The 19,431-nt window shown below is 70.1% G+C and carries 18 protein-coding genes and 1 pseudogene; 11 read left to right on the plus strand and 8 right to left on the minus strand.

The window, feature by feature from the left end:
- The first annotated feature begins 204 nt into the window (after positions 1–204).
- Both ACWGO0_RS24885 and ACWGO0_RS24890 read left to right on the plus strand, forming a co-directional pair.
- Positions 205–1,290 (plus strand): pyridoxal-phosphate dependent enzyme, encoded by a 1,086-nt coding sequence (locus ACWGO0_RS24885; RefSeq protein ID WP_453539081.1) that lies wholly within the window; start codon positions 205–207, stop codon positions 1,288–1,290.
- Positions 1,253–3,670, plus strand: coding sequence for a discoidin domain-containing protein (locus ACWGO0_RS24890; protein WP_453539177.1), 2,418 nt, complete (start codon positions 1,253–1,255; stop codon positions 3,668–3,670). Before ACWGO0_RS24885 ends, ACWGO0_RS24890 begins: the two co-directional genes overlap by 38 nt.
- A gap of 6 nt (positions 3,671–3,676) precedes the next feature.
- Here ACWGO0_RS24890 and ACWGO0_RS24895 read toward each other — a convergent pair whose 3' ends face one another.
- Both ACWGO0_RS24895 and ACWGO0_RS24900 read right to left on the minus strand, forming a co-directional pair.
- The gene (locus tag ACWGO0_RS24895) at positions 3,677–4,450 is read right to left on the minus strand and encodes an enoyl-CoA hydratase/isomerase family protein (RefSeq protein WP_453539084.1); all 774 of its coding nucleotides are present in this window, start codon (positions 4,448–4,450) and stop codon (positions 3,677–3,679) included.
- Positions 4,447–5,226: an SDR family NAD(P)-dependent oxidoreductase gene (locus tag ACWGO0_RS24900; protein WP_453539087.1), complete on the minus strand. Its 780-nt coding sequence runs from the start codon at positions 5,224–5,226 to the stop codon at positions 4,447–4,449. Before ACWGO0_RS24900 ends, ACWGO0_RS24895 begins: the two co-directional genes overlap by 4 nt.
- A gap of 330 nt (positions 5,227–5,556) precedes the next feature.
- Between ACWGO0_RS24900 and ACWGO0_RS24905 the strand changes: the two genes are divergently transcribed.
- Positions 5,557–6,714: a 3-oxoacyl-[acyl-carrier-protein] synthase III C-terminal domain-containing protein gene (locus ACWGO0_RS24905; RefSeq protein WP_453539090.1), complete on the plus strand. Its 1,158-nt coding sequence runs from the start codon at positions 5,557–5,559 to the stop codon at positions 6,712–6,714.
- Between the two features lie 142 nt (positions 6,715–6,856).
- Here ACWGO0_RS24905 and ACWGO0_RS24910 read toward each other — a convergent pair whose 3' ends face one another.
- Together ACWGO0_RS24910 and ACWGO0_RS24915 are read right to left on the minus strand one after the other, a co-directional pair.
- Positions 6,857–7,675, minus strand: a complete 819-nt coding sequence (locus ACWGO0_RS24910) for a hypothetical protein (protein WP_453539093.1) — start codon at positions 7,673–7,675, stop codon at positions 6,857–6,859.
- A 130-nt stretch (positions 7,676–7,805) separates the two neighbouring features.
- A complete protein-coding gene (locus ACWGO0_RS24915; protein WP_453539096.1) occupies positions 7,806–9,008 on the minus strand; it encodes a hypothetical protein in 1,203 nt (400 codons plus the stop codon).
- Between the two features lie 113 nt (positions 9,009–9,121).
- Here ACWGO0_RS24915 and ACWGO0_RS24920 point away from each other — a divergent pair, with 113 nt between their 5' ends.
- Positions 9,122–9,664: a DapH/DapD/GlmU-related protein gene (locus tag ACWGO0_RS24920; RefSeq protein ID WP_453539098.1), complete on the plus strand. Its 543-nt coding sequence runs from the start codon at positions 9,122–9,124 to the stop codon at positions 9,662–9,664.
- 66 nt (positions 9,665–9,730) lie between these two features.
- Positions 9,731–9,894 (plus strand): annotated as a pseudogene (locus tag ACWGO0_RS24925) (Uma2 family endonuclease); the annotation flags it as partial.
- Positions 9,895–10,006: 112 nt separating this feature from the next.
- Here the strand turns inward: ACWGO0_RS24925 and ychF are convergent.
- A complete protein-coding gene (ychF, locus tag ACWGO0_RS24930) occupies positions 10,007–11,095 on the minus strand; it encodes a redox-regulated ATPase YchF (RefSeq protein ID WP_453539101.1) in 1,089 nt (362 codons plus the stop codon).
- Between the two features lie 196 nt (positions 11,096–11,291).
- On the opposite strand from ychF, the gene ACWGO0_RS24935 reads away from it, so the two are divergent.
- A complete protein-coding gene (locus ACWGO0_RS24935) occupies positions 11,292–11,954 on the plus strand; it encodes a DUF6542 domain-containing protein (RefSeq protein WP_453539104.1) in 663 nt (220 codons plus the stop codon).
- A gap of 11 nt (positions 11,955–11,965) precedes the next feature.
- Here ACWGO0_RS24935 and ppgK read toward each other — a convergent pair whose 3' ends face one another.
- Positions 11,966–12,721 carry a polyphosphate--glucose phosphotransferase gene (gene ppgK, locus ACWGO0_RS24940; protein ID WP_453539107.1) on the minus strand — a complete coding sequence of 252 codons (756 nt, stop codon included), beginning with the start codon at positions 12,719–12,721 and terminating at the stop codon, positions 11,966–11,968.
- 46 nt (positions 12,722–12,767) lie between these two features.
- The gene (locus ACWGO0_RS24945; RefSeq protein WP_453539110.1) at positions 12,768–13,757 is read right to left on the minus strand and encodes a 4-hydroxy-3-methylbut-2-enyl diphosphate reductase; all 990 of its coding nucleotides are present in this window, start codon (positions 13,755–13,757) and stop codon (positions 12,768–12,770) included.
- Between the two features lie 93 nt (positions 13,758–13,850).
- On the opposite strand from ACWGO0_RS24945, the gene ACWGO0_RS24950 reads away from it, so the two are divergent.
- The 4 genes from ACWGO0_RS24950 to ACWGO0_RS24965 all read left to right on the plus strand — a co-directional run bounded on the left by ACWGO0_RS24950 (position 13,851) and on the right by ACWGO0_RS24965 (position 17,589).
- Complete coding sequence (locus tag ACWGO0_RS24950) at positions 13,851–15,275, plus strand: APC family permease (protein ID WP_453539113.1); 1,425 nt, start codon at positions 13,851–13,853, stop codon at positions 15,273–15,275.
- A 39-nt stretch (positions 15,276–15,314) separates the two neighbouring features.
- Positions 15,315–16,526, plus strand: coding sequence for an exodeoxyribonuclease VII large subunit (xseA, locus tag ACWGO0_RS24955; protein ID WP_453539116.1), 1,212 nt, complete (start codon positions 15,315–15,317; stop codon positions 16,524–16,526).
- 69 nt (positions 16,527–16,595) lie between these two features.
- Positions 16,596–16,865: an exodeoxyribonuclease VII small subunit gene (locus tag ACWGO0_RS24960; RefSeq protein WP_453539118.1), complete on the plus strand. Its 270-nt coding sequence runs from the start codon at positions 16,596–16,598 to the stop codon at positions 16,863–16,865.
- A gap of 133 nt (positions 16,866–16,998) precedes the next feature.
- Positions 16,999–17,589, plus strand: a complete 591-nt coding sequence (locus tag ACWGO0_RS24965; RefSeq protein ID WP_453539121.1) for a malonic semialdehyde reductase — start codon at positions 16,999–17,001, stop codon at positions 17,587–17,589.
- Between the two features lie 78 nt (positions 17,590–17,667).
- Here ACWGO0_RS24965 and ACWGO0_RS24970 read toward each other — a convergent pair whose 3' ends face one another.
- Positions 17,668–18,186: a DUF4245 domain-containing protein gene (locus tag ACWGO0_RS24970; protein ID WP_453539124.1), complete on the minus strand. Its 519-nt coding sequence runs from the start codon at positions 18,184–18,186 to the stop codon at positions 17,668–17,670.
- Positions 18,187–18,333: 147 nt separating this feature from the next.
- Here ACWGO0_RS24970 and glpX point away from each other — a divergent pair, with 147 nt between their 5' ends.
- Entirely contained in the window at positions 18,334–19,368 is a 1,035-nt protein-coding gene (glpX, locus tag ACWGO0_RS24975; RefSeq protein WP_453539127.1) for a class II fructose-bisphosphatase, read from the plus strand.
- The last annotated feature ends 63 nt before the right edge of the window (positions 19,369–19,431 follow it).

Raw genomic sequence — 19,431 nt, forward strand, 5'->3', positions numbered from 1 at the left:
GGGGTCCTCCTCATCGGCGGTGCCCTGGTGGGGGGTAAAGCCAGACATGGGCATGACAATCCAGCCATCACAGCGCCACGCCGTGCGCGCTGTTCGAGGGTCGGCATGCCTGCTGCCGACGAAAGATTGACCGATCCATAGGAATCACACAAGAGCGCCTTGGGAATCGCAATGCATCCGCCATTCACCTGCCATCCGCCTGACATGCCGGCCGGCGTGACCGCCTACCTCTGCCCGCAGGACGGGACCCGCGCCGACACGGCCGCTCTGACCTGGTGCTGCCCGGTCTGCCGGGGTCCCTGGGACCTCGACTTCGGGATCACCGAGGGGCTCTCGCTCAACTCCCTGGCGGGGCGCGTCAATTCACTGTGGCGTTACGAAGAGGTACTGCCGCTCGCCGCCCCGACGACCACACTCGGTGAGGGCCGCACCCCGCTCGTGCCCCTCACCGGCACGGTCTCGGCCAAGCTCGACTTCCTCATGCCGACGCTCTCGTTCAAGGACCGCGGCGCCGTGATGCTCGCGGAGCTCGCCCGGCGGCTGAATCCGGAGCGTGTGGTGGCCGACAGCAGCGGGAACGCGGGGACGGCCGTCGCCGCGTACTGCGCACGGGCAGGGCTGCCCTGCACCGTGTACGTCCCCGAGGGGACGTACACGAAGAAGACCGAGCAGATCCGGGCCCACGGCGCCCGGCTGGAAATCGTCCCCGGCGACCGCGAGGCCACCGCGCGGGCCGCGCGCGCCGCCGCGTCCGGGCCCGGCACGTTCTACGCCTCGCACGTCTTCGACCCGTACTTCCTGCACCGCACCAAGACCTACGTGTACGAGCTGTGGGAGGACCTCGGCGGGATCCTGCCGGACGCCATCGCCGTCCCCGTCGGCAACGGGACACTGCTCCTCGGCGCCGCCCTCGCCACCGCCGAACTGCACGCCCAGGGTCTGATCGAACGGCGCCCCCAAAACCGTTCCGCCACGCGTGCCGTGCACACGTGCGTGCTGCCGGACTCCCTACCTTCGTACGGTGAGACTCTCGCGCATCGCTCTCCTGACGTCCCTGGTCGCGGGCACTCTGATCGCGCCCCTGCCACCCCTCTCCCCCGCAGCCCTCGCAGCCGCCCACCCCGCGACGCCGCCCGCCGCGGCCTGCGCGCCGACGGACGGCAGCGACGCCTCCTGGGTACAGACCTCCACCCGGTTCGGCGAAGCCGACGGTTACGACCCCTATGTCGGCAACGGTTATCTGGGCCACCGCGTGCCCGCGACCGGCGCCGGATACGCGGCCACGGGTGAGAAGACCGGCTGGCCGCTGTTCACCCCGCGCTACGACGGCGCCTTCGTCTCCGGGCTGTACGCCCGCGACAAGAGCACCGCCGAGGGCCGCGACGTGATCGCCGCACTGCCGAGCTGGACGACCCTGGACGTACGCGTCGGCAAGGAGACCTACGGCTCCGGCACCCCCGCCGGCCGGATCTCGCACTACCGTCAGTCGGTCCTCCTGCGCTGCGGCGTGGTCGTCACCTCACTGCGCTGGACCACCGCCGACGGCCGCGCGACCGACCTGACGTACGAGGTGCTGGCCGACCGCTCCGACGTCCACACCGGTGCCGTACGCCTGCGGATGACCCCGCACTGGAACGGTGAGGCGACGGTGACAGGCCGTCTGGACGAGCGCGGCGCGCGCCGGGTCACTGTGGCCGACGACGGCACCTTCCGCACCCTGGGCAGCGGGACGGACGGGGCCGTCGTCCAGACGATGCGGCGCGGTTCGGGGGTCGTCGAGACGCTGCGGCCCCAGTCGCAGAGCACCCGGAACCCGCGGGCCACACCAGTACGCAGCGGGCGTACCTACACCTTCGAGAAGTACGTGGGTGTCGATACCGCCCTCACCTCCGCCGACCCGCTCGGCTCCGCCCGCGCCGCCGCACACCGAGCCGCCCGGCGCGGCTGGTCCGGTGTCCACGCGGCCAACGCCGCCGCCTGGCGTGAGGCGTGGTCCGCCGACATCGCCGTACCGGGCAGCCCCGAACTCCAGGGCTGGCTGCGGGCCGCGCGCTACGGGCTGCTCGCCAACACCCGTCCCGGCTCCTCGGACAGCATCGCTCCGGCCGGTCTGACCAGCGACAACTACGCGGGCATGGTGTTCTGGGACGCCGAGACATGGATGTTCCCTGGCCTGCTCGCCACCCACCCGGAACTGGCCCGCTCCGTCGTCGAGTACCGCTACCGGACCCGGGGCGCCGCCGCGGAGAACGCCCGCGAGCTCGGCCACCGAGGTCTGTTCTACCCATGGACCAGCGGCAGCAAGGGCAGGCTGCACTCCGAGTGCCAGAGCTGGGACCCGCCGCACTGTCTGACGCAGAACCACCTCCAGGGTGACATTGCACTCGCCGTCTGGCAGTTCTACCTGGCCACCGGGGACCGCGCCTGGCTCGCCGGGCGCGGCTGGCCGCTCCTGAAGGGCATCGCCGACTTCTGGCAGTCGCGCGCCACCGCGAACGGCGACGGCAGCTACTCGGTGAAGAACGTGGCGGGCCCCGACGAGTACAGCAACGGTGTCGACGACGGCGTCTTCACCAACGCCGTCGCCGCAACCGCACTACGCCACGCGACCCGCGCGGCCGAGCTGCTCGGCCATCCTGCACCCGCCGCCTGGACTCGGGTGGCGGACGGGCTCCGCATCCCGTACGACAAGAAGCGGAAGATCTTCCTCCAGTACGCGGGTTACAACGGCTCGACCATCAAGCAGGCCGACACCACCCTGTTGATCTACCCCCTGGAGTGGCCGATGGAGCCGGGCGCGGCTGCCGCCACGCTCGACCACTACGCCGCGCGCACCGACCCCGACGGCCCCGCGATGACGGACTCGGTGCACGCCGTCGACGCCGCCGTGATCGGGGAGCCGGGCTGTGCCACGTACACCTATCTCCAGCGCGCCGTGCGCCCGTTCGTACGCGGCCCGTACGCCCTGTTCTCGGAGGCGCGCGGCGAGAAGTCGGGTGCGCAGGACCCGCTCTCCGGCTTCCCGGCGGAGGACTTCCTCACCGGAAAGGGCGGCTTCCTCCAGGTCTTCACGCATGGTCTGACGGGACTGCGGCTGCGGGAGGACGGGGTGGCGGTCGATCCGATGCTGCCGCCGCAGCTGCGCGAGGGCGTCACGCTGACGGGGCTGCGCCACCGGGGCCGTACGTACGAGGTGGCGATCGGCGCCCGGCGGACCGTGGTCGGGCTGACGTCCGGCGCCCCGTTCACGGTCCACACCCCCGCAGGGCCGCGCCGTCTCGCCGGCACGCTGACCCTGCCCACCCGGCGCCCCGATCTGACGCCGACGCCGAACGCGGCGCGGTGCCGCCCGGCGACGGCCACATCCGAGACCCCCGGTCTGTACGCGGCGGCGGCGGTGGACGGCAGCCCGGCGACGGCCTGGTCCCCGGACGGGGCGAAGGGCGCGCTGTCGGTGGACCTGGGCCGGGTCTCCGCGGTCACCTCGTTCGTACCGCGGTGGAGCGGACTACGGCCCGAGTCGCACCGGCTGGAGACCTCGCTCGACGGCGGCCACTGGCAGCCGTACCGGCCGGGGTCGGCCGCCAGGTACGTGCGGGTCACGGTGGTCTCGGCGGACGCGGAGAAGCCGGCGGGCATCGATGAGCTGACGGTCGGGACGAATGGGTAGCGGAGGTCAATGGACGGCGGCGGCGGTGGCTTCCGCCCGTGACGCCTGGAAGCGCTGGAAGTGTTCGGTACGTTCCCCGGCGGCCAGCAAGGGGGCGAACAGGGCACGTTCCAGGTCGAGTCCGTACGCGAGCGGCCCCTCCATGCTCGCGTCGACGGCCTGTTTGGCGGCGGCCAGCGCACCGGCCGGACAGGCGGTGTAGCGGCGGGACCACTCGCGGGCCGTCGGAATGAGCTGTTCCTCGGGGACGACTGCGTCGACAAGACCGATGCGGGCCGCCTCGTCGGCGTGCACCATGCGGCCGGAGAAGATGATGTCCTTCGCGCGGGACAGTCCGATCAGCCTGGGCAGCCGCTGGGTGCCTCCGGCGCCGGGGATCAGGCCCAGCGGTGTCTCGGGGAGGGCGAAGCGGGCGGTGGGCGCGCAGATGCGTACGTCGGCGGCCAGGGCGAGTTCGCAGCCGCCGCCCAGGACGAAGCCCTCCACGGCGGCGATGACGGGGACGGGCAGCGCGGCAACCTGCCGGGTAAGCCTGCTGATCCGCTCGGCGTACTCGGCCACCTCGTCGGGTGCCAGCGTGCCCATCTCCTTGACGTCGCCGCCTGCCGAGAAGTGGCCGTGGGCGCCGGTGAACACCACGGCGCGCAGGCCGTCCCGGGCTTCCAGCTCGCGCAGCGCCAGCTCGGCACCGAGCTGCTGGGAGGTGTCGAACAGGTTGAGCGGCGGCCGGTCCATGCAGACCCAGGCCACCTCGTCCTCGTAGCCGACCCGCACCGTCACAGCAGTCCGCCGTTCACTTCGAGGACCTGCCCGTTGATGTACGAGGCGTCCGGGCCGACCAGGAACACGGCGGCGTTTACCGCCTCTTGGGGCGTTCCCGCGCGTCCGGCGAGCAGTCGTGGCCAGTACGCCTGCTTCAGCCGTTCGTCGGCGCAGACCGCTTCCCCCATGCCCACGGTGAGGATGCCGGGCGACAGACAGTTCACCCGGATACGCCGGCCGGCGAACTCCACCGCGCAGCAGCGGGTGAACGCCTCGATCGCCGCCTTCGACGCCACGTACGCGCTGGCTCCGGGGGCGATCCGGCCGGTCATCGCGGAGGAGAGGGTCAGGATGGTGCCCCCACCGCTGCGTTCCAGATGGGGCAACGCGGCCTGGACGGTGTGGAACACGCCGTCCACGTTCGTGCTCATCACCTCCCGCCAGTCCGCGGGACTGAGCTTGCGCACGGTGCCGTTGCGGGTGATTCCGGCGTTGGCGACGACGATGTCCACACCGCCGAAACGGTCCGCCGCCGCGGCCATCAGCTCCTCGACGGACGAGGGGTCGCGCACGTCTGCCGGTACGTAACCCGCGAACTCTCCGTACCGCTCGATGAGTTCACCGGCCTGTCCCTCGCGCCTGGCGCCGCACATCACCTGCGCGCCCGCTTCGAGGAAGCCCTCGGCGATGTGCCGCCCAAGGCCGGCGGTGCCGCCCGTCACGACCGCCCGCAGACCGGCGAGAACCCTTGCGCCGCGCGGATGTTCAGCCGTCCCGCGCCCGGGTACCGGCACGCCGGTCACCTGCGGAATCGAGTCAACGCTCGGGACGCCCATCGGCCAACCTGTCTGTCGTTCCACCTGGTCAGCGGTCATCGTGCCACCGGGTTCACGGCCACTCGCCGTCCTACACGCCCACCTTGGAGTGATTCCACGGGCACCCGTTTCGCACAGTCGTACGAGGTTGAGGCGACCGCACCGCCGGGCGGGTGGCTCCGCGCGTCCGCTCACCCGAATGAGGGACCTCGGCTTGGACGTCGTCCCTCCACGAGGCCGAAGATCAGCCCACCTTCCCCCAGAGCCCGTCGACGCTGTCGGCCACCGAACCACGGGATGCCCCACACCATGGACTTCTCCAGCTCCACCCCCGGCACCGCATCCGACGCCCCCGCGTCCCTCGCCCGCCCGGCGGGCACCGAGCCGTTCCCGTACGAGATCACGGGCGCCCACGCGGATCTGGGAACCGTCGTCGGCATGGACGACTGGGCCGAGCAGGCCCGCGTACCGGACCGCCACAGGCCCGGCAGCCACCTGAGCGGTGCGACCGTCAGGAAGCTGCTCGGCGTGCAGGGCAAGAGCTGGGACCCGGCACGGTTCGCGGGCATCGACTCGGTCGCCGCGGTCGCCCGCCAGGCCCTGGACCATGCCGGTCTCGCCCCCTCCGACATCACCACCGTCGTCGTCGTGACCTGCACGCCCTACCAGGTGATGCTCGACCAGGACGCCTTCGCGCTGATGCGGCAGCTGGGGATTCCCGACCGCGTTCCGCCGGTACAACTGGGCGCGGGCTGCGCGGGGATGGCGCGCGCGGCGGCGGTCGTCTCGGCGATGCGCGCCGAACGCGCCCTGGTGATCGCGTACAACATCCCGAGCCGCATGAGCACCGGCCCCGACGGCATGCTCCTTCCGCAGTACGCCGAGAACACCGCCCACCCGCACGGCAGAAACATGTGGGCGGCCCCGGCCCTCTTCTCCGACGGCGTCGCGGCCCTGGTCCTGAGCCGCAGCGAAGAGGCCGACGGCGTACTGCTCTACTCCCGCGACAGCCTGTCCTTCGACGGCGGCCCCGGCATCACCGACCCGCTGATCCACTTCCTCGGCGGCGGCAGCAGCCACCCGGCCGGCACTGCGGGAGCCGACGAGCTCTCCGCGTACGGGATGAACTCACCCGAGATCCGGAGCTATTACAGCGCCGGCATGACGCTCAACCACCAGGCGCTGGAGTCGGCGCGCCCCGGGTACCTCAAGGAGATCGCCCGCCTGTACACGCACCAGGCCCACCCGTTCCTCGTCGACGCGTTCCTGGCCGCGACGGACGTCCCCGGCGAGAAGGCCCCTGGAAACGCCCGCACCATCGGCAACACGGCTGCGCCCTCGACCCTCGCGCTCCTGCACGCCGACCAGCAGAACGGCGTACTGGCCGACGGAGACCTGGTGTGCCTCTCGGTGGTCGGCTCGGGCCCGGAACGAGGCGCGTTCCTCGCACCGCTCGCGATGCGCTGAGCCCCCCGGGCGGGGGACGGGGACCATGACTTTCGGCAGTGTCGGACCGCCCGCCTCTTCCGTAGCGTCACTTCCGTGAACGAGACCACGACAACGGCGGCGCCGCCGTATTTCTCACCGACCCACCACGCGGGGCCGTGCATCAGCCCTTCGGGCAGGGCGGCACTTCACCACTGCGCCGGTCGCGGGCGTACTCCGCACCAGTCTGTTCGTACCAGGTGTTCGGCATGTGGGAGCCCTTGTAGGCGCACGCGAGGGGAGGAAAGTACACCTTCCCGTAGCCCGACGAGTCGCGCAGTTCTCCGGTCAGTTCGAAGGGCTTGCCATGCGGACCACTGATCGTCATCTCGGCTGTACTGCCGCCGACTTGGTAGTACACGCGGAAGCGCCAGCGGCAGTATCCCTTTTCGGACGTCGCATGGACGAGGAACGCCTCGGTCTCATTCTGGTTCAACGTGATGTGTTTGGCCTTGAGCCCCGTGAAGAACGGTTTCGCCGGCTTGCCGCCCTTCCCCGACAGCTTGAGGCGAGGCCGTGGGGAGTCCACCGCCACCTCCAGCGGGATGACGTCCGCACCGCCCTGTGAGGGAACCTGAACGAGGCTGCCGCCGAGCGGTGCCTCGCACGAGCCTCCCTCCAGCTCGGGCACGATGTCGGTGATCCGGACCTGCTGGGCGGCGCGGCCCTGCAAGGCGATCATCCAGTTCGCGTCCCGGACATCGACGACTCGCCTGCCCTGTCTCCAAGAAGTGTCGTAGGACAGCGACTTGCGGAACCGGCCGTCCACGTCGTCACGAACCACGTAGAGCCCCGTCTCCTTGACGTCCTTGATCTCGACCACGTCGATGGCGTTCTGCGGCGAGAGCCGGTCCGGCACCCGGTCCAGCGGCAGGATCGTCTGCACCGAAGCCGCCAGCACGTCCTGGAAGGTCAGGGTCACCACGGTCAGCACAATGCCCACGAGCCAGGTTGCCGGGCTCCTCAGATACCGCAGCCGGTCCGGGGCCTCCTCGGTCCGCGCCGGGCGCGGCCCGCCGCCCCGGCGCACGCTTGCCCGGGTGAGCGCGCCCGTCCTGCGGGCAACACGTCGCTTACTGGGCATCGCTCAGCCGCTCCTCGCTCACATCCGCACCCGGTGCCACGTCGGCCCCGCGGCGTCTCATCAACAGAACCGCTCCCAGGAACGCGAGTCCTGTGGCCCATCCCCACGCGGTGGCGAACCGAACGGCATCACCCAGTGCCACCGCCAGATGCTGGGACGTCGCGGTCGCCGCCCAACGCGGAGCGAACCATTGCAGAAGCCAGCCGTCCACGACAGCGGCGGCCACGGCCGCCAGCAACGTCGCGTACCAGCCCTTCATGACCACACGCATGAGTGCCACCGGCCGCCGCAACAGCAGCACTTGCGGTGCGTGCCCGGCCATGGAACGGAGCACCACTGCCAACACCACGAGGAAGACGGCACAGATCGCGAGAGTCGCGAGCCAGCCGCTGATCCGCTCGGTACTGACCGGGCGCAGGCGCAGCGCCGGGTAGAGGATGCCGCTCCACTCGTCGACCAGGGCCGGTGGGCGGTACGAGGTCCACAGCTCCGGGTCGAAGGTGCCCGAGGCCGTCTGCTCCAACTGCCTCACCCGTATGTGCCGAAGGACCGGACCCCCCGCCACGGCCAGCACCACCATCGGGATCAGCCCGGCGCACACCAGATCCCGCCGCTCCCGCGCGGCGACGAGAAGAGGAACTTCCGCCTCGGTGTCTCCCGACGTCCCCAAGTACTGCTGCAGGGGCTGCCATTGCCGGTACCGCCACACCAGGAGCCAGACGGCCACCGTCAACCAGGAGGTGCACAGCGCGAACTGCGCGGCCGCAGCCGCCACCGCACCCAGCCGGGCTTCCATGAACCACTCGTCGTACGTGGGCAGAGCCGAGCGGGCCTGCGGATCCAGAGCGGGGCCGATCAGCATCGCCACGCCCGCCGCCAGCAGCGAAGCCGCGGTCAGGGCAACGACTGTTCTCAACTGCGGCTTGAGCCGCCCTGCGCCACGGAACACGCCGTAGGTCAGCACTCCACTGGACAGGACGAAGACGAGTTGCGGCAGCCATCCCTGGACGTGGTGCAGATCGCGCACCGCGAAACCGTCCAGCGACAGCCCCAGCACCCGGACGTCCTGGATGTCCGCGCCAGGCGCGAGCGCGCCTGTGACCCATTGCTTCATCGGGTCGAACAAGAGCAACACGATGGCCTGACTCCAGGCCCCGTATGCGGCCAGCGCCATGGAAAGGCGGCGATTCACCGTCGTACTCCCCCGAGTCGCCTGTGCACGGCAACGAACTCCGGCCTCAAGTCTGCCGCACCGGCCCTGCCGTACCAAGACGTTTACGGGCGAGCCGTGCCTAGGGTGAACCGGTGAACAGCGACCATCTCATGCGCATCCACAGCGCCGAGTTCAAGGCCATGTCCGAAAGGGTCCTGCGGGCCACCGAGCTGACCTCCCGCCTGAACGTCCTGCCTTTCGAGGACGAAGCGGGCAAGGCGGAACTGCTCCAGCAGATCCTCGGCAGGCCGCTGCCGGCGAGGGTCACGATCTATCCGCCCTTCTACACGGACCACGGCCTGCGCCTGGACCTCGCGGAGCGGGTGTTCATCAACCAGAACTGCACGTTCCTGGACTACGCAGGGATCCGCCTCGCCGAGGGCGTGTTGGTCGGGCCGAAGGTCACCTTCATCACCGTCGGCCATCCGGTCGATCCCGGGGAGCGACGCGAGTGGCTGAGCGGTGGGCCCATCGACGTGGCGGAGAACGTGTGGATCGGCGCCGGTGCCACGATCCTTCCCGGCGTCAGCATCGGCCGCGACGCCGTGGTCGCCGCCGGTGCGGTCGTGGCCGATGACGTTCCACCGGCCAGTCTGGTGACCGGTAGCAAGGCAGCCGTGCAGCGACGGTGGTGACGGTCTCGGCGGGCCCGTCGGTCCACCGCGTCGTCGCCCGGTTCGGAGGCGACCACGGCGAGGGGCGTCTCCCCCGAGTCCGCCCATCGCGATCGCACCGTAAAGCTTCGCAAGTACGCGGAGGCCGGAATCCCCCACCCGCCGGGATCTTCCGTGGCACCCTCCAGCGTCCCGTGCCCTTCGAGGTCAGCCTGGACCTCGACAAGCTCACGCCGCCCCGAAGCAGCTGAAAAGTCAGCACCAAGTCAGCACGGGAACGCGGAAGAGGTCGGACTCGTCGGAGTCCGACCTCTTCCGACCTGCACATTTGCCGCAACTGGCTAACATGCAGTAACGAAATGACTACACGTTGAAGCGGAACTCCACCACGTCGCCGTCCTGCATCACGTAGTCCTTGCCCTCCATACGGGCCTTGCCCTTGGCGCGGGCCTCGGCGACCGAGCCCGTTTCGACCAGGTCGTCGAAGGAGATGATCTCCGCCTTGATGAAGCCTTTCTGGAAGTCGGTGTGGATCACACCGGCCGCCTCGGGGGCCGTCGCGCCCTTCTTGATCGTCCAGGCGCGGGTCTCCTTCGGGCCTGCCGTGAGGTAGGTCTGGAGGCCCAGGGTCTCGAAGCCGACGCGGCCGAGGGTGGCGAGGCCGGGCTCTTCCTGGCCCATCGACTGGAGCAGCTCCAGGGCCTCGTCGTCGTCGAGCTCGATCAGCTCGGACTCGATCTTGGCGTTGAGGAAGATGGCCTCGGCCGGGGCGACCAGGGCGCGCTGCTCGTTCTTGAAGTCCTCGTCGACCAGCTCGTCCTCGTCGACGTTGAAGACGTACAGGAAGGGCTTCGTCGTCAGGAGGTGCAGCTCGTGGAGGAGCCTGCCCTTCTCGGTGCCCGCGGTGATGCCCGCGGCGAAAAGGGTCTGGCCGGCCTCCATGATCTTCTGGGCCTCCTCGACCGCGGCGAGGACCGCGACCTTCTCCTTCTGGAGGCGGGATTCCTTCTGGAGGCGCGGGATCTGCTTCTCGACGGACTGGAGGTCGGCGAGGATCAGCTCGGTGTTGATCGTCTCGATGTCGTCCTTCGGCGAGACCTTGCCGTCGACGTGGACGACGTTCTCGTCCTTGAAGGCACGGATGACCTGGCAGATCGCGTCGGACTCGCGGATGTTCGCGAGGAACTTGTTGCCCAGGCCCTCGCCCTCGCTCGCGCCGCGCACGATGCCCGCGATGTCGACGAAGTCGACCGTGGCGGGGAGCAGCTTCTGCGAGCCGAAGATCTCGGCCAGCTTGTTCAGGCGCGGGTCCGGGACGCCCACCACGCCGACGTTCGGCTCGATCGTGGCGAACGGGTAGTTGGCCGCCAGCACGTCGTTCTTGGTCAGGGCGTTGAACAGGGTCGACTTGCCGACATTCGGCAGACCGACGATTCCGATCGTGAGCGACACTTTGGCGACTTCCTGAGTAAGGAGATGAAGGAGAGAGGGGTTCAGTTTACGGGCGGGTCCGGGCCGGCAGCCACGGGTCGCGCACAGGGCCGAACAGGTCGTGTTTCGGCCGTGTGACATCGAACTCAACGCCAAGCTCGGCCAAAGCGCGTGTCCAACGCCTGATTCCTCCCGTCACGCGACCTACGTTGTGCTGGTGGAGCAGCACAGGACACGTCCCCCGCAGCGCAGGCAGCCTCATCAGCAGGCCCCGCTGTCCCCGCAGGCCACCATCGGCGAGACCGCGGCCGTCTACCGGGTGGTGGGTGCGCCCGGGGCCAGGCCCCGTACGGTGTCGCCCGTCGTGACGGCCCTGCGGAAGTTCCCCAATCCCCGGCTGACCGGCATCGGCGCGGGGCTCTTCGCCGCCCTCACCATGTTCGTGCTCGCCTGCCTCGACTGGCTGCTCCTCGACAGCTCGGAAACGGTGTACGGGCTGCTGTTCCTGCCGGTCAGCGCGCTGACCGCGCTCTGGGTGCGGCCCGCCGACCTGGTCACGGCGCCGATCAGCGTGCCGATCGCCTTCGCCGTCGGAGTGATCCCGATCTCCGGGGGCGCGGCCGGCTTCGGCGGGCAGACCATGGCGGTCGTCACGGCGCTCGCCGTCCACGCAGGCTGGCTGTACGGGGGCACGCTCGTCGCCGGTCTCATCGCGAGCGTGCGCAAGATCCGGCACATGCGGCAGCGGCACCTGCTCCGCGCCGCGCAGGCGCAGTCCGCGCGGAGCGTCCAGGGTGCGCGCGGGGCGCAGGATGCCCGCGGGGCGCAGGATGCCCGTGGGGTGCAAGGCGCGCGTCGGCCCCAGCAGCCGCAGCCGTAGGCGGCGTCCCCTCAGTTCCCGGGGGGCTCGGAGTTCTGGGCGGCTGCCATCGCCGCTCCCACGATGCCCGCGTTGTTCTGCAGCTCCGCCGGCACGATCTCCGCCCGTACGTGCTCGATCAGGGGCAGGAACTTCTCCGCCTTGCGGCTCACGCCGCCACCGATGATGAACACCTCGGGCGAGAACAGCATCTCCACATGGACCAGGTACTTCTGCACCCGGTGCGCCCAGTGCTGCCAGCTGAGGTCCTCGTCCTCCTTGGCCTTCGTCGACGCGTGCTTCTCCGCGTCGTGACCGTGCAGCTCCAGATGGCCCAGCTCGGTGTTGGGGACCAGGCGGCCGTCCGTGAAGACCGCGCTGCCGATGCCCGTACCGAAGGTCAGCACGATGACCGTGCCCTTGCGTCCGCGGCCCGCGCCGAAAGCCATCTCGGCCATTCCGGCCGCGTCGGCGTCGTTGAGGATGGTGACCGGCCGGCCGATCCGTTCGCCGAGGAGAGTGCGGGCGTCCGTGTCGATCCAGCCCTTGTCGACATTGGCCGCGGTACGGGTGATTCCACCGGTGACGACGCCCGGGAAAGTGATGCCGACGGGCCCCTGCCAGTCGAAGTGGCCGACGACCTCGGCCACGCAGTCGGCCACGCCCTTGGGCGTGGCCGGTTGCGGTGTCAGCACTTTGTGGCGCTCCTGCGCCAGGTCTCCGCGGTCCAGGTCCACGGGAGCACCCTTGATCCCGGATCCGCCGATGTCCACGCCGAAGATCTCCATGCGATCCACGGTACGGGCAGCCAGGGCCCCACGCCCGGCTTGGGCGCTACTTGCCGGAGAGTTCTGCCGCCTCGGCCCGCAGGTCGCGGCGGAGCTCCTTGGGGAGGGAGAAGGTGATCGACTCGTCGGCCGTCTTCACCGTTTCCACGTCGGCGTAGCCGCGCTCGGCCAGCCATTCCAGTACGCCGTCGACGAGGACGTCGGGGACCGAGGCACCGGAGGTGAGACCGACCGTGGTGACACCCTCCAGCCACGCCTCGTCGATCTCGTCAGCGAAGTCCACCAGGTGGGAGGCGGGGGCGCCCGCGTCGAGGGCGACCTCGACCATGCGGATCGAGTTCGAGGAGTTCTTGGAACCGACCACGATGACCAGCTCGGCGTCCTCGGCGAGCTTCTTCACCGCGATCTGGCGGTTCTGTGTGGCGTAGCAGATGTCGTCGCTGGGCGGGGAGAGGAGGTTCGGGAACTTCTCCTTGAGGGCGTCGACCGTCTCCATGGTCTCGTCGACGGAGAGCGTCGTCTGGGAGAGCCAGACGACCTTGGATTCATCGCGGACAGAGACGTTGGCCACGTCCTCGGGGCCGTCGACCAGCGTGATGTGGTCGGGCGCCTCACCGCTGGTACCGATGACTTCCTCGTGGCCCTCGTGGCCGATCAGGAGGATGTCGTAGTCGTCGTTGGCGAAGCGGACAGCTTCCTTGTGGACCTTCGTGACCAGCGGACACGTGGCGTCGATCGTGGCGAGCTTGCGCTCGGCGGCCTCGGCGTGGACGGTCGGCGCGACCCCGTGCGCGGAGAACATCACGATGGACCCCTCGGGGACCTCCGCGGTCACGTCGACGAAGATCGCGCCCTTCTTCTCCAGCGTCTGTACGACGTACTTGTTGTGCACGATCTCGTGGCGCACATAGATGGGGGCCCCGTACTGCTCAAGGGCCTTCTCGACGGCGATCACGGCACGGTCCACGCCCGCGCAGTAGCCACGGGGAGCGGCGAGCAGGACACGGCGTGCAGGCGTTGCAGTCATGCGTCCCATCGTAAGGCCGTACCGAACAGGCGCGGGTCCGGCCGGGTCTGGAGACTGTCGGAGACCGGGGCATCACCCGCATACGCGAGCGACGGAGGGTTCATGGCCGGAAGCACCAAGGACCGTGAGGCGGACCGGGGAACCCTGCGACGGACGCTCGGCTTCCGGGATCTGGTGGTGTACGGGCTCCTGTTCATCGCCCCCATGGCGCCGGTCGGGGTGTTCGGCACACTCGACGCGAGGTCCGAGGGCGCGGTCGCGCTCGTCTACGTCGTGGCCACGGTCGTCATGGCGTTCACCGCCTTCAGTTACGCGCAGATGGTGCGTGTCGCCCCCCTGGCCGGTTCGGTCTTCGCGTATGCGCGCAAGGGGCTCGGGGAAGGGCCGGGGTTCATCGCCGGGTGGATGGCGATGCTCGACTACCTGCTGATCCCCGCGGTCGCCTATCTCTTCTCCGGGATCGCGATGAACGCGCTGGTCCCCGAGGTGTCGCGGTGGGTGTGGACGACGATCGCCGTGGTGGTGACCACACTGCTGAACCTCTGGGGCGTCCGGGCGGCCGCCCGGGTCGGCTTCGCGGTGCTCGCCATGGAGATCGTGGTGCTGCTGGTGTTCGTGGTGTCCGCTGTCTGGGTGCTCGTACGGGACGGGGCGCAGCGCGGGTGGCTGACACCGTTCACCGGGGATTCCGGCTTCTCGATGGCGGCGGTGCTGGGGGCGGTGTCGGTCGCCGTGCTCTCGTATCTGGGCTTCGACGCCATCGCCTCGTTCGCCGAGGAGGTGACCGGCGGGTCGGCGAAGGTGGCCCGTGCGGTGCTGTTCTGCCTGGTCCTGGCGGGGGTGCTGTTCATCGCGCAGTCGTATCTGGCCGCGCTGCTGGAGCCGGTGAGTTCCGCGGAGCTGGCGGCCGATCCGGCGAAGCAGGGGTCCGCGTTCTACGACGCGGTGGATGCCTCGGTCGGGACGTGGCTGCATGACCTGGTGGCGGTCAGCAAGGCGATCGGCGCGGCGTTCGCCGCGCTGGCCGGGCAGGCGGCGGCGGGGCGGCTGGTGTTCGCGATGGCGCGGGACCGGCGGCTGCCGGGCTTCCTGGCCAGGGTCGACGCGCACTCCGGGGTTCCGCGGACCGCGATTCTGGGCGCGGCGCTCGTGACGCTGGTGGCCGCGGTGTGGGCGGCCCGGCGCGACGACGGCCTGGACCATCTGGTGTCGGTCGTGAACATCGGGGCGCTGTCGGCGTTCGTACTGCTGCACGCGTCGGTGTTCGGCTGGTTCGCCGTACGCCGGATGGAGGGGCCGCCGAGCTGGTGGCGCCATGTGCTGGTGCCTGTGGTGGGCGCGGGCGTGCTGATCGCGGTGATCGTGGAAGCCACGACGAGCGCGCAGGTGGTGGGGCTCTGCTGGTTCGGGGTCGGCCTTGTGGTGCTCGCGGTGCAGTGGGGGCGCCGGGCGGGGCCGGACGGGCCGGGGTCGGGCGTGGGGCCGGGGCCGGGGTCCGGGTCGGAGAAGGCGGAGGGGGCGCGCTGACCGGGTCTCTTGTCGGTGCGGGCCGATACGCTCGGCCGCATGGCTCTCAATACGTCCGCGGAAGCCCCGCTGCCCGTCGGTGAGGTGTCACGGCTCATCGGCGGGTGGATCGACCGGCTCGGTGCGGTCTGGGTCGAGGGGCAGATCACACAGTTGTCCCGGCGGCCGGGTGCCGGAGTGGTCTTTCTTACGCTGCGTGATCCGTCGCACGACATCTCGGTGGGCGTCACCTGCTACCGGCAGGTCTTCGACCGGATCGCCGATGTGGTCACCGAGGGCGCGCGCGTCGTCGTCCTCGCCAAGCCCGAGTGGTACGCGCCCCGGGGCCAGCTCTCCCTGCGGGCGACGGAGATACGGCCGGTGGGGATCGGCGAGCTGCTCGTACGTCTTGAGCAGCTGAAGAAGGCGCTCGCGGCGGAAGGGCTGTTCGCGCTGGACCGGAAGAAGCCGCTGCCGTTCCTGCCGCAGCTGATCGGGCTGGTCTGCGGGCGGGCATCGGCGGCCGAGCGCGACGTACTGGAGAACGCGCGGCGGCGCTGGCCCGCGGTGCGCTTCGAGGTCCGCAACACGGCGGTGCAGGGCGTGCACGCGGTGAATCAGGTGGTGCAGGCGGTGCAGGAGCTCGACGCGCTGCCGGAGGTCGACGTGATCGTCGTCGCCCGGGGCGGCGGCAGCGTGGAGGATCTGCTGCCCTTCTCCGACGAGCAGCTGATCCGGGCGGTGGCCGCGTGCCGTACGCCGGTGGTCTCCGCCATCGGGCACGAGCCGGACTCCCCGCTGCTCGACCTGGTCGCGGACCTGCGGGCCTCCACGCCGACGGACGCGGCGAAGAAGGTCGTACCGGATGTCGGCGAGGAGCTGGACCGGGTCCAGCAGCTGCGCGACCGGGCGCTGCGCACGGTGCAGGGGCTGCTGGAGCGGGAGGAGCGGGGGCTGGCGCACGCGCTGGGCCGTCCCTCGATGGAGCATCCCCAGAGGCTGGTGGACGAGCGGGAGGCGGAGGTCGACGCGCTCGTGGGGCGTAGCCGACGGGTGCTCGGGCATCTGCTGGACCGCGCCGAGTCCGAGATCTCGCACACCTTGGCCCGGGTGGTGTCCCTTTCCCCGGCCGCCACGCTGGAGCGTGGTTACGCGGTGCTCCAGCGGCCGGACGGCCATGTGGTGCGTTCGCCGGCCGAGGCCGGGGCGCCCGGCGAGGAACTGCGCGCGCGGGTGTCGGAGGGCGAGTTCACCGTGCGGGTCAGTGAGTAAGAGGCCGGTGCGGTTCAGCCGGTGCGGTCAGCGGTTCAGGTGTCGTAGCTCAAACATAGGGTGGATCACATGACGGACGACGGGACGACGACAGCTGCCGCGACGGGCACGCTCGGATACGAGCAGGCGCGGGACGAGCTGATCGAGGTCGTACGCCGCCTGGAGGCGGGCGGCACGACGCTGGAGGAATCGCTGGCCCTGTGGGAGCGCGGCGAGGAGCTGGCCAGGGTCTGCCGGCGCTGGCTGGAGGGCGCGCGGGCGCGTCTGGACGCTGCTCTGGCCCGGCCGGAAGAAGGAGCCGGGGACGGCGAAGCGGAGGGTGTGGGCGGGGGCGGCTGACGTTCCCGTAAAACGGTGACCGCGAAAGGTGGAATGGATCACTCCGGGCTCGGTTTAGTTGAAAGTTAACCTACCTCCGCGTTACGGTCGTGGCATCGCTTGATTCCCCCGTACGTCCGGAAGGCTCCGCACGATGACCCTCGCCCTTGACCCCGCCGCCCAGGACCTCCTCTTCCGTGAGGCCCGCACCGCCAACACGTTCACCGACGAGCCGGTGACCGAGGAGCAGGTCCAGGCGATCTACGACCTGGTCAAGTACGGCCCGACCGCCTTCAACCAGTCGCCGCTCCGCGTCGTCCTGGTCCGCTCCGCCGAGGGTCGCGAGCGGCTCGTCAAGCACATGTCCGAGGGCAACCAGCCGAAGACCACCGCCGCCCCGCTGGCCGCGATCCTCGTCGCCGACAACGAGTTCCACGAGGAGCTGCCGGCGCTCCTGCCGCACTTCCCGCAGGCCAAGGACATGTTCTTCTCCGAGCGCCCGGTCCGCGAGCAGTCCGCCGCGCTGAACGGCGCGCTCCAGGCCGCCTACTTCATCATCGGCGTCCGCGCCGCCGGTCTCGCCGCAGGCCCGATGACCGGCTACGACGCCGCGGGCATCGAGAAGGAGTTCCTGGACGGGGACCACAAGGTCCTCATGGTCGTCAACATCGGCAAGCCGGGCGAGGACTCGTGGTTCCAGCGCTCGCCGCGCCTCTCGTACGACGAGGTCGTCACCACCGTCTGACCGAACACGGAGAAGGCCCCCGGAGCACATGCTGCTCCGGGGGCCTTCTCCGTTCACGAAAGGTGACGTCAGGTCACGTCAGGACGTCTTGAGCGCCGCTGCCATCTGTGCCAGCCGCTCCATGGGCGCCGAACCCGTCACCACCGTGGTCGCGCCGTCGGCGTGCAGCACGAGGGCGTCGTACTTCGGGCCCTTCCAGTGCTGCCATGCCTCGCCCGCCACGTCGTGCGTACGGCCCGTGTTCTCCGCGCTCTGGCTGACCTCGGAGACGTACTTCTCCGCCGGGGCCGTGGACTGTTCCACCGCGACGTACTTGCCGTCCGGGTCGAGGAACCCCAGGTGCCAGCTGTTGGCCTCCTGGCGCTCGTACGAGACCGAGGTCGGCTTCCACCCCTTCGGCAGCCCGTCGGGCGCCGCCACCGGATACGGCGCCGCGCGCCGCGCCGTCAGGAGCTCCACCCGGTAGTCGACGGCCTTCACCGGGACGGCCGTGTCGTCGTGCGGAATGAAGATGTAGATGACCCCGGCGACGGCCGTGATCACGATCATCGACAGGAACATGTCCCGCACGGTCTGCTTGCCTCGCTTGCTTGCCACGGGCTCAATGGTGGCATGGGGCTCCGCACGCCCGACCACGGGGCGCCCGCTCATACGTGACCCGCCCTGCTCATTTTATCGACCTACCGATAGAGTCACAGGCACCCTCTCTTTTCCGGTCGTCGTCGTACAGAAAGGTGCGCTCCGATGTCCGAGCACCATCACCTGCCGTCTCAGCTCGAGGTCTCCCCGGAGGCCCCCGACCGCAACCTGGCCCTGGAGCTGGTCCGGGTCACCGAGGCCGCGGCCATGGCCGCCGGCCGCTGGGTCGGTCGCGGCGACAAGATCGGTGCCGACGGCGCCGCCGTGAACGCCATGCGGACCCTCGTCTCCACCGTCTCGATGAACGGCGTCGTCGTCATCGGTGAGGGCGAGAAGGACGAAGCCCCCATGCTCTACAACGGCGAGCGGGTGGGCGACGGCACCGGCGCCGAGGTCGACATCGCCGTCGACCCCATCGACGGCACCACGCTCAACGCCAAGGGCATGCCGAACGCCATCGCCGTGCTCGCCGCGGCCGACCGCGGCACCATGTTCGACCCGTCCGCGGTGTTCTACATGGACAAGCTCGTCACCGGTCCCGAGGCCGCCGACTTCGTCGACATCAACGCCCCCGTCTCGGTCAACATCCGCCGGGTCGCCAAGGCGAAGAACTCCTCCCCGGAGGACGTCACCGTCGTCATCCTCGACCGTCCCCGCCACGACGGCATCGTCAAGGAGATCCGGGAGACCGGCGCGCGGATCAAGTTCATCTCCGACGGCGACGTCGCCGGCTCGATCATGGCCGCCAGCGAAGGGACCGGCGTCGACCTGCTCATGGGTATCGGCGGCACCCCCGAGGGCATCATCTCGGCCTGCGCCATCAAGTGCCTCGGCGGCGTCATCCAGGGCAAGCTCTGGCCGAAGGACGAGGCGGAGCGTCAGCGCGCACTGGACGCCGGGCACGACCTGGACCGGGTGCTGTCGACGAACGACCTGGTCAGCGGGGACAACGTGTTCTTCGTCGCGACCGGTATCACCGATGGCGAGCTCATGCGCGGTGTGCGGTACCGCGGGGAGACCGCGACCACCGAGTCGATCGTCATGCGGTCGAAGTCGGGCACGATCCGGAAGATCGACTCGACGCACCGCCTCTCGAAGCTGCGCGCGTACAGCGCCATCGACTTCGACCGCGCGAAGTAACCCGGGTACGCGAGGAACCTCGTCGGCGAAGGCCGTCGAGGTTCCCGTACGCGAGATCGCGCG

Source organism: Streptomyces sp. NPDC055749, from assembly GCF_053617235.1.

What these genes read in the sequence shown, in the direction of transcription:
- ACWGO0_RS24905 (WP_453539090.1), top strand. Translation starts at nt 5,557, where the DNA reads ATGGACTTCTCCAGCTCCACCCCCGGCACCGCATCCGACGCCCCCGCG.
- ACWGO0_RS24965 (WP_453539121.1), top strand. Translation starts at nt 16,999, where the DNA reads ATGACCCTCGCCCTTGACCCCGCCGCCCAGGACCTCCTCTTCCGTGAG.
- glpX (WP_453539127.1), top strand. Translation starts at nt 18,334, where the DNA reads ATGTCCGAGCACCATCACCTGCCGTCTCAGCTCGAGGTCTCCCCGGAG.
- ACWGO0_RS24885 (WP_453539081.1), top strand. Translation starts at nt 205, where the DNA reads ATGCCGGCCGGCGTGACCGCCTACCTCTGCCCGCAGGACGGGACCCGC.
- xseA (WP_453539116.1), top strand. Translation starts at nt 15,315, where the DNA reads ATGGCTCTCAATACGTCCGCGGAAGCCCCGCTGCCCGTCGGTGAGGTG.
- ppgK (WP_453539107.1), bottom strand. Translation starts at nt 12,721, where the DNA reads ATGGAGATCTTCGGCGTGGACATCGGCGGATCCGGGATCAAGGGTGCT.
- ACWGO0_RS24945 (WP_453539110.1), bottom strand. Translation starts at nt 13,757, where the DNA reads ATGGGACGCATGACTGCAACGCCTGCACGCCGTGTCCTGCTCGCCGCT.
- ACWGO0_RS24950 (WP_453539113.1), top strand. Translation starts at nt 13,851, where the DNA reads ATGGCCGGAAGCACCAAGGACCGTGAGGCGGACCGGGGAACCCTGCGA.
- ACWGO0_RS24960 (WP_453539118.1), top strand. Translation starts at nt 16,596, where the DNA reads ATGACGGACGACGGGACGACGACAGCTGCCGCGACGGGCACGCTCGGA.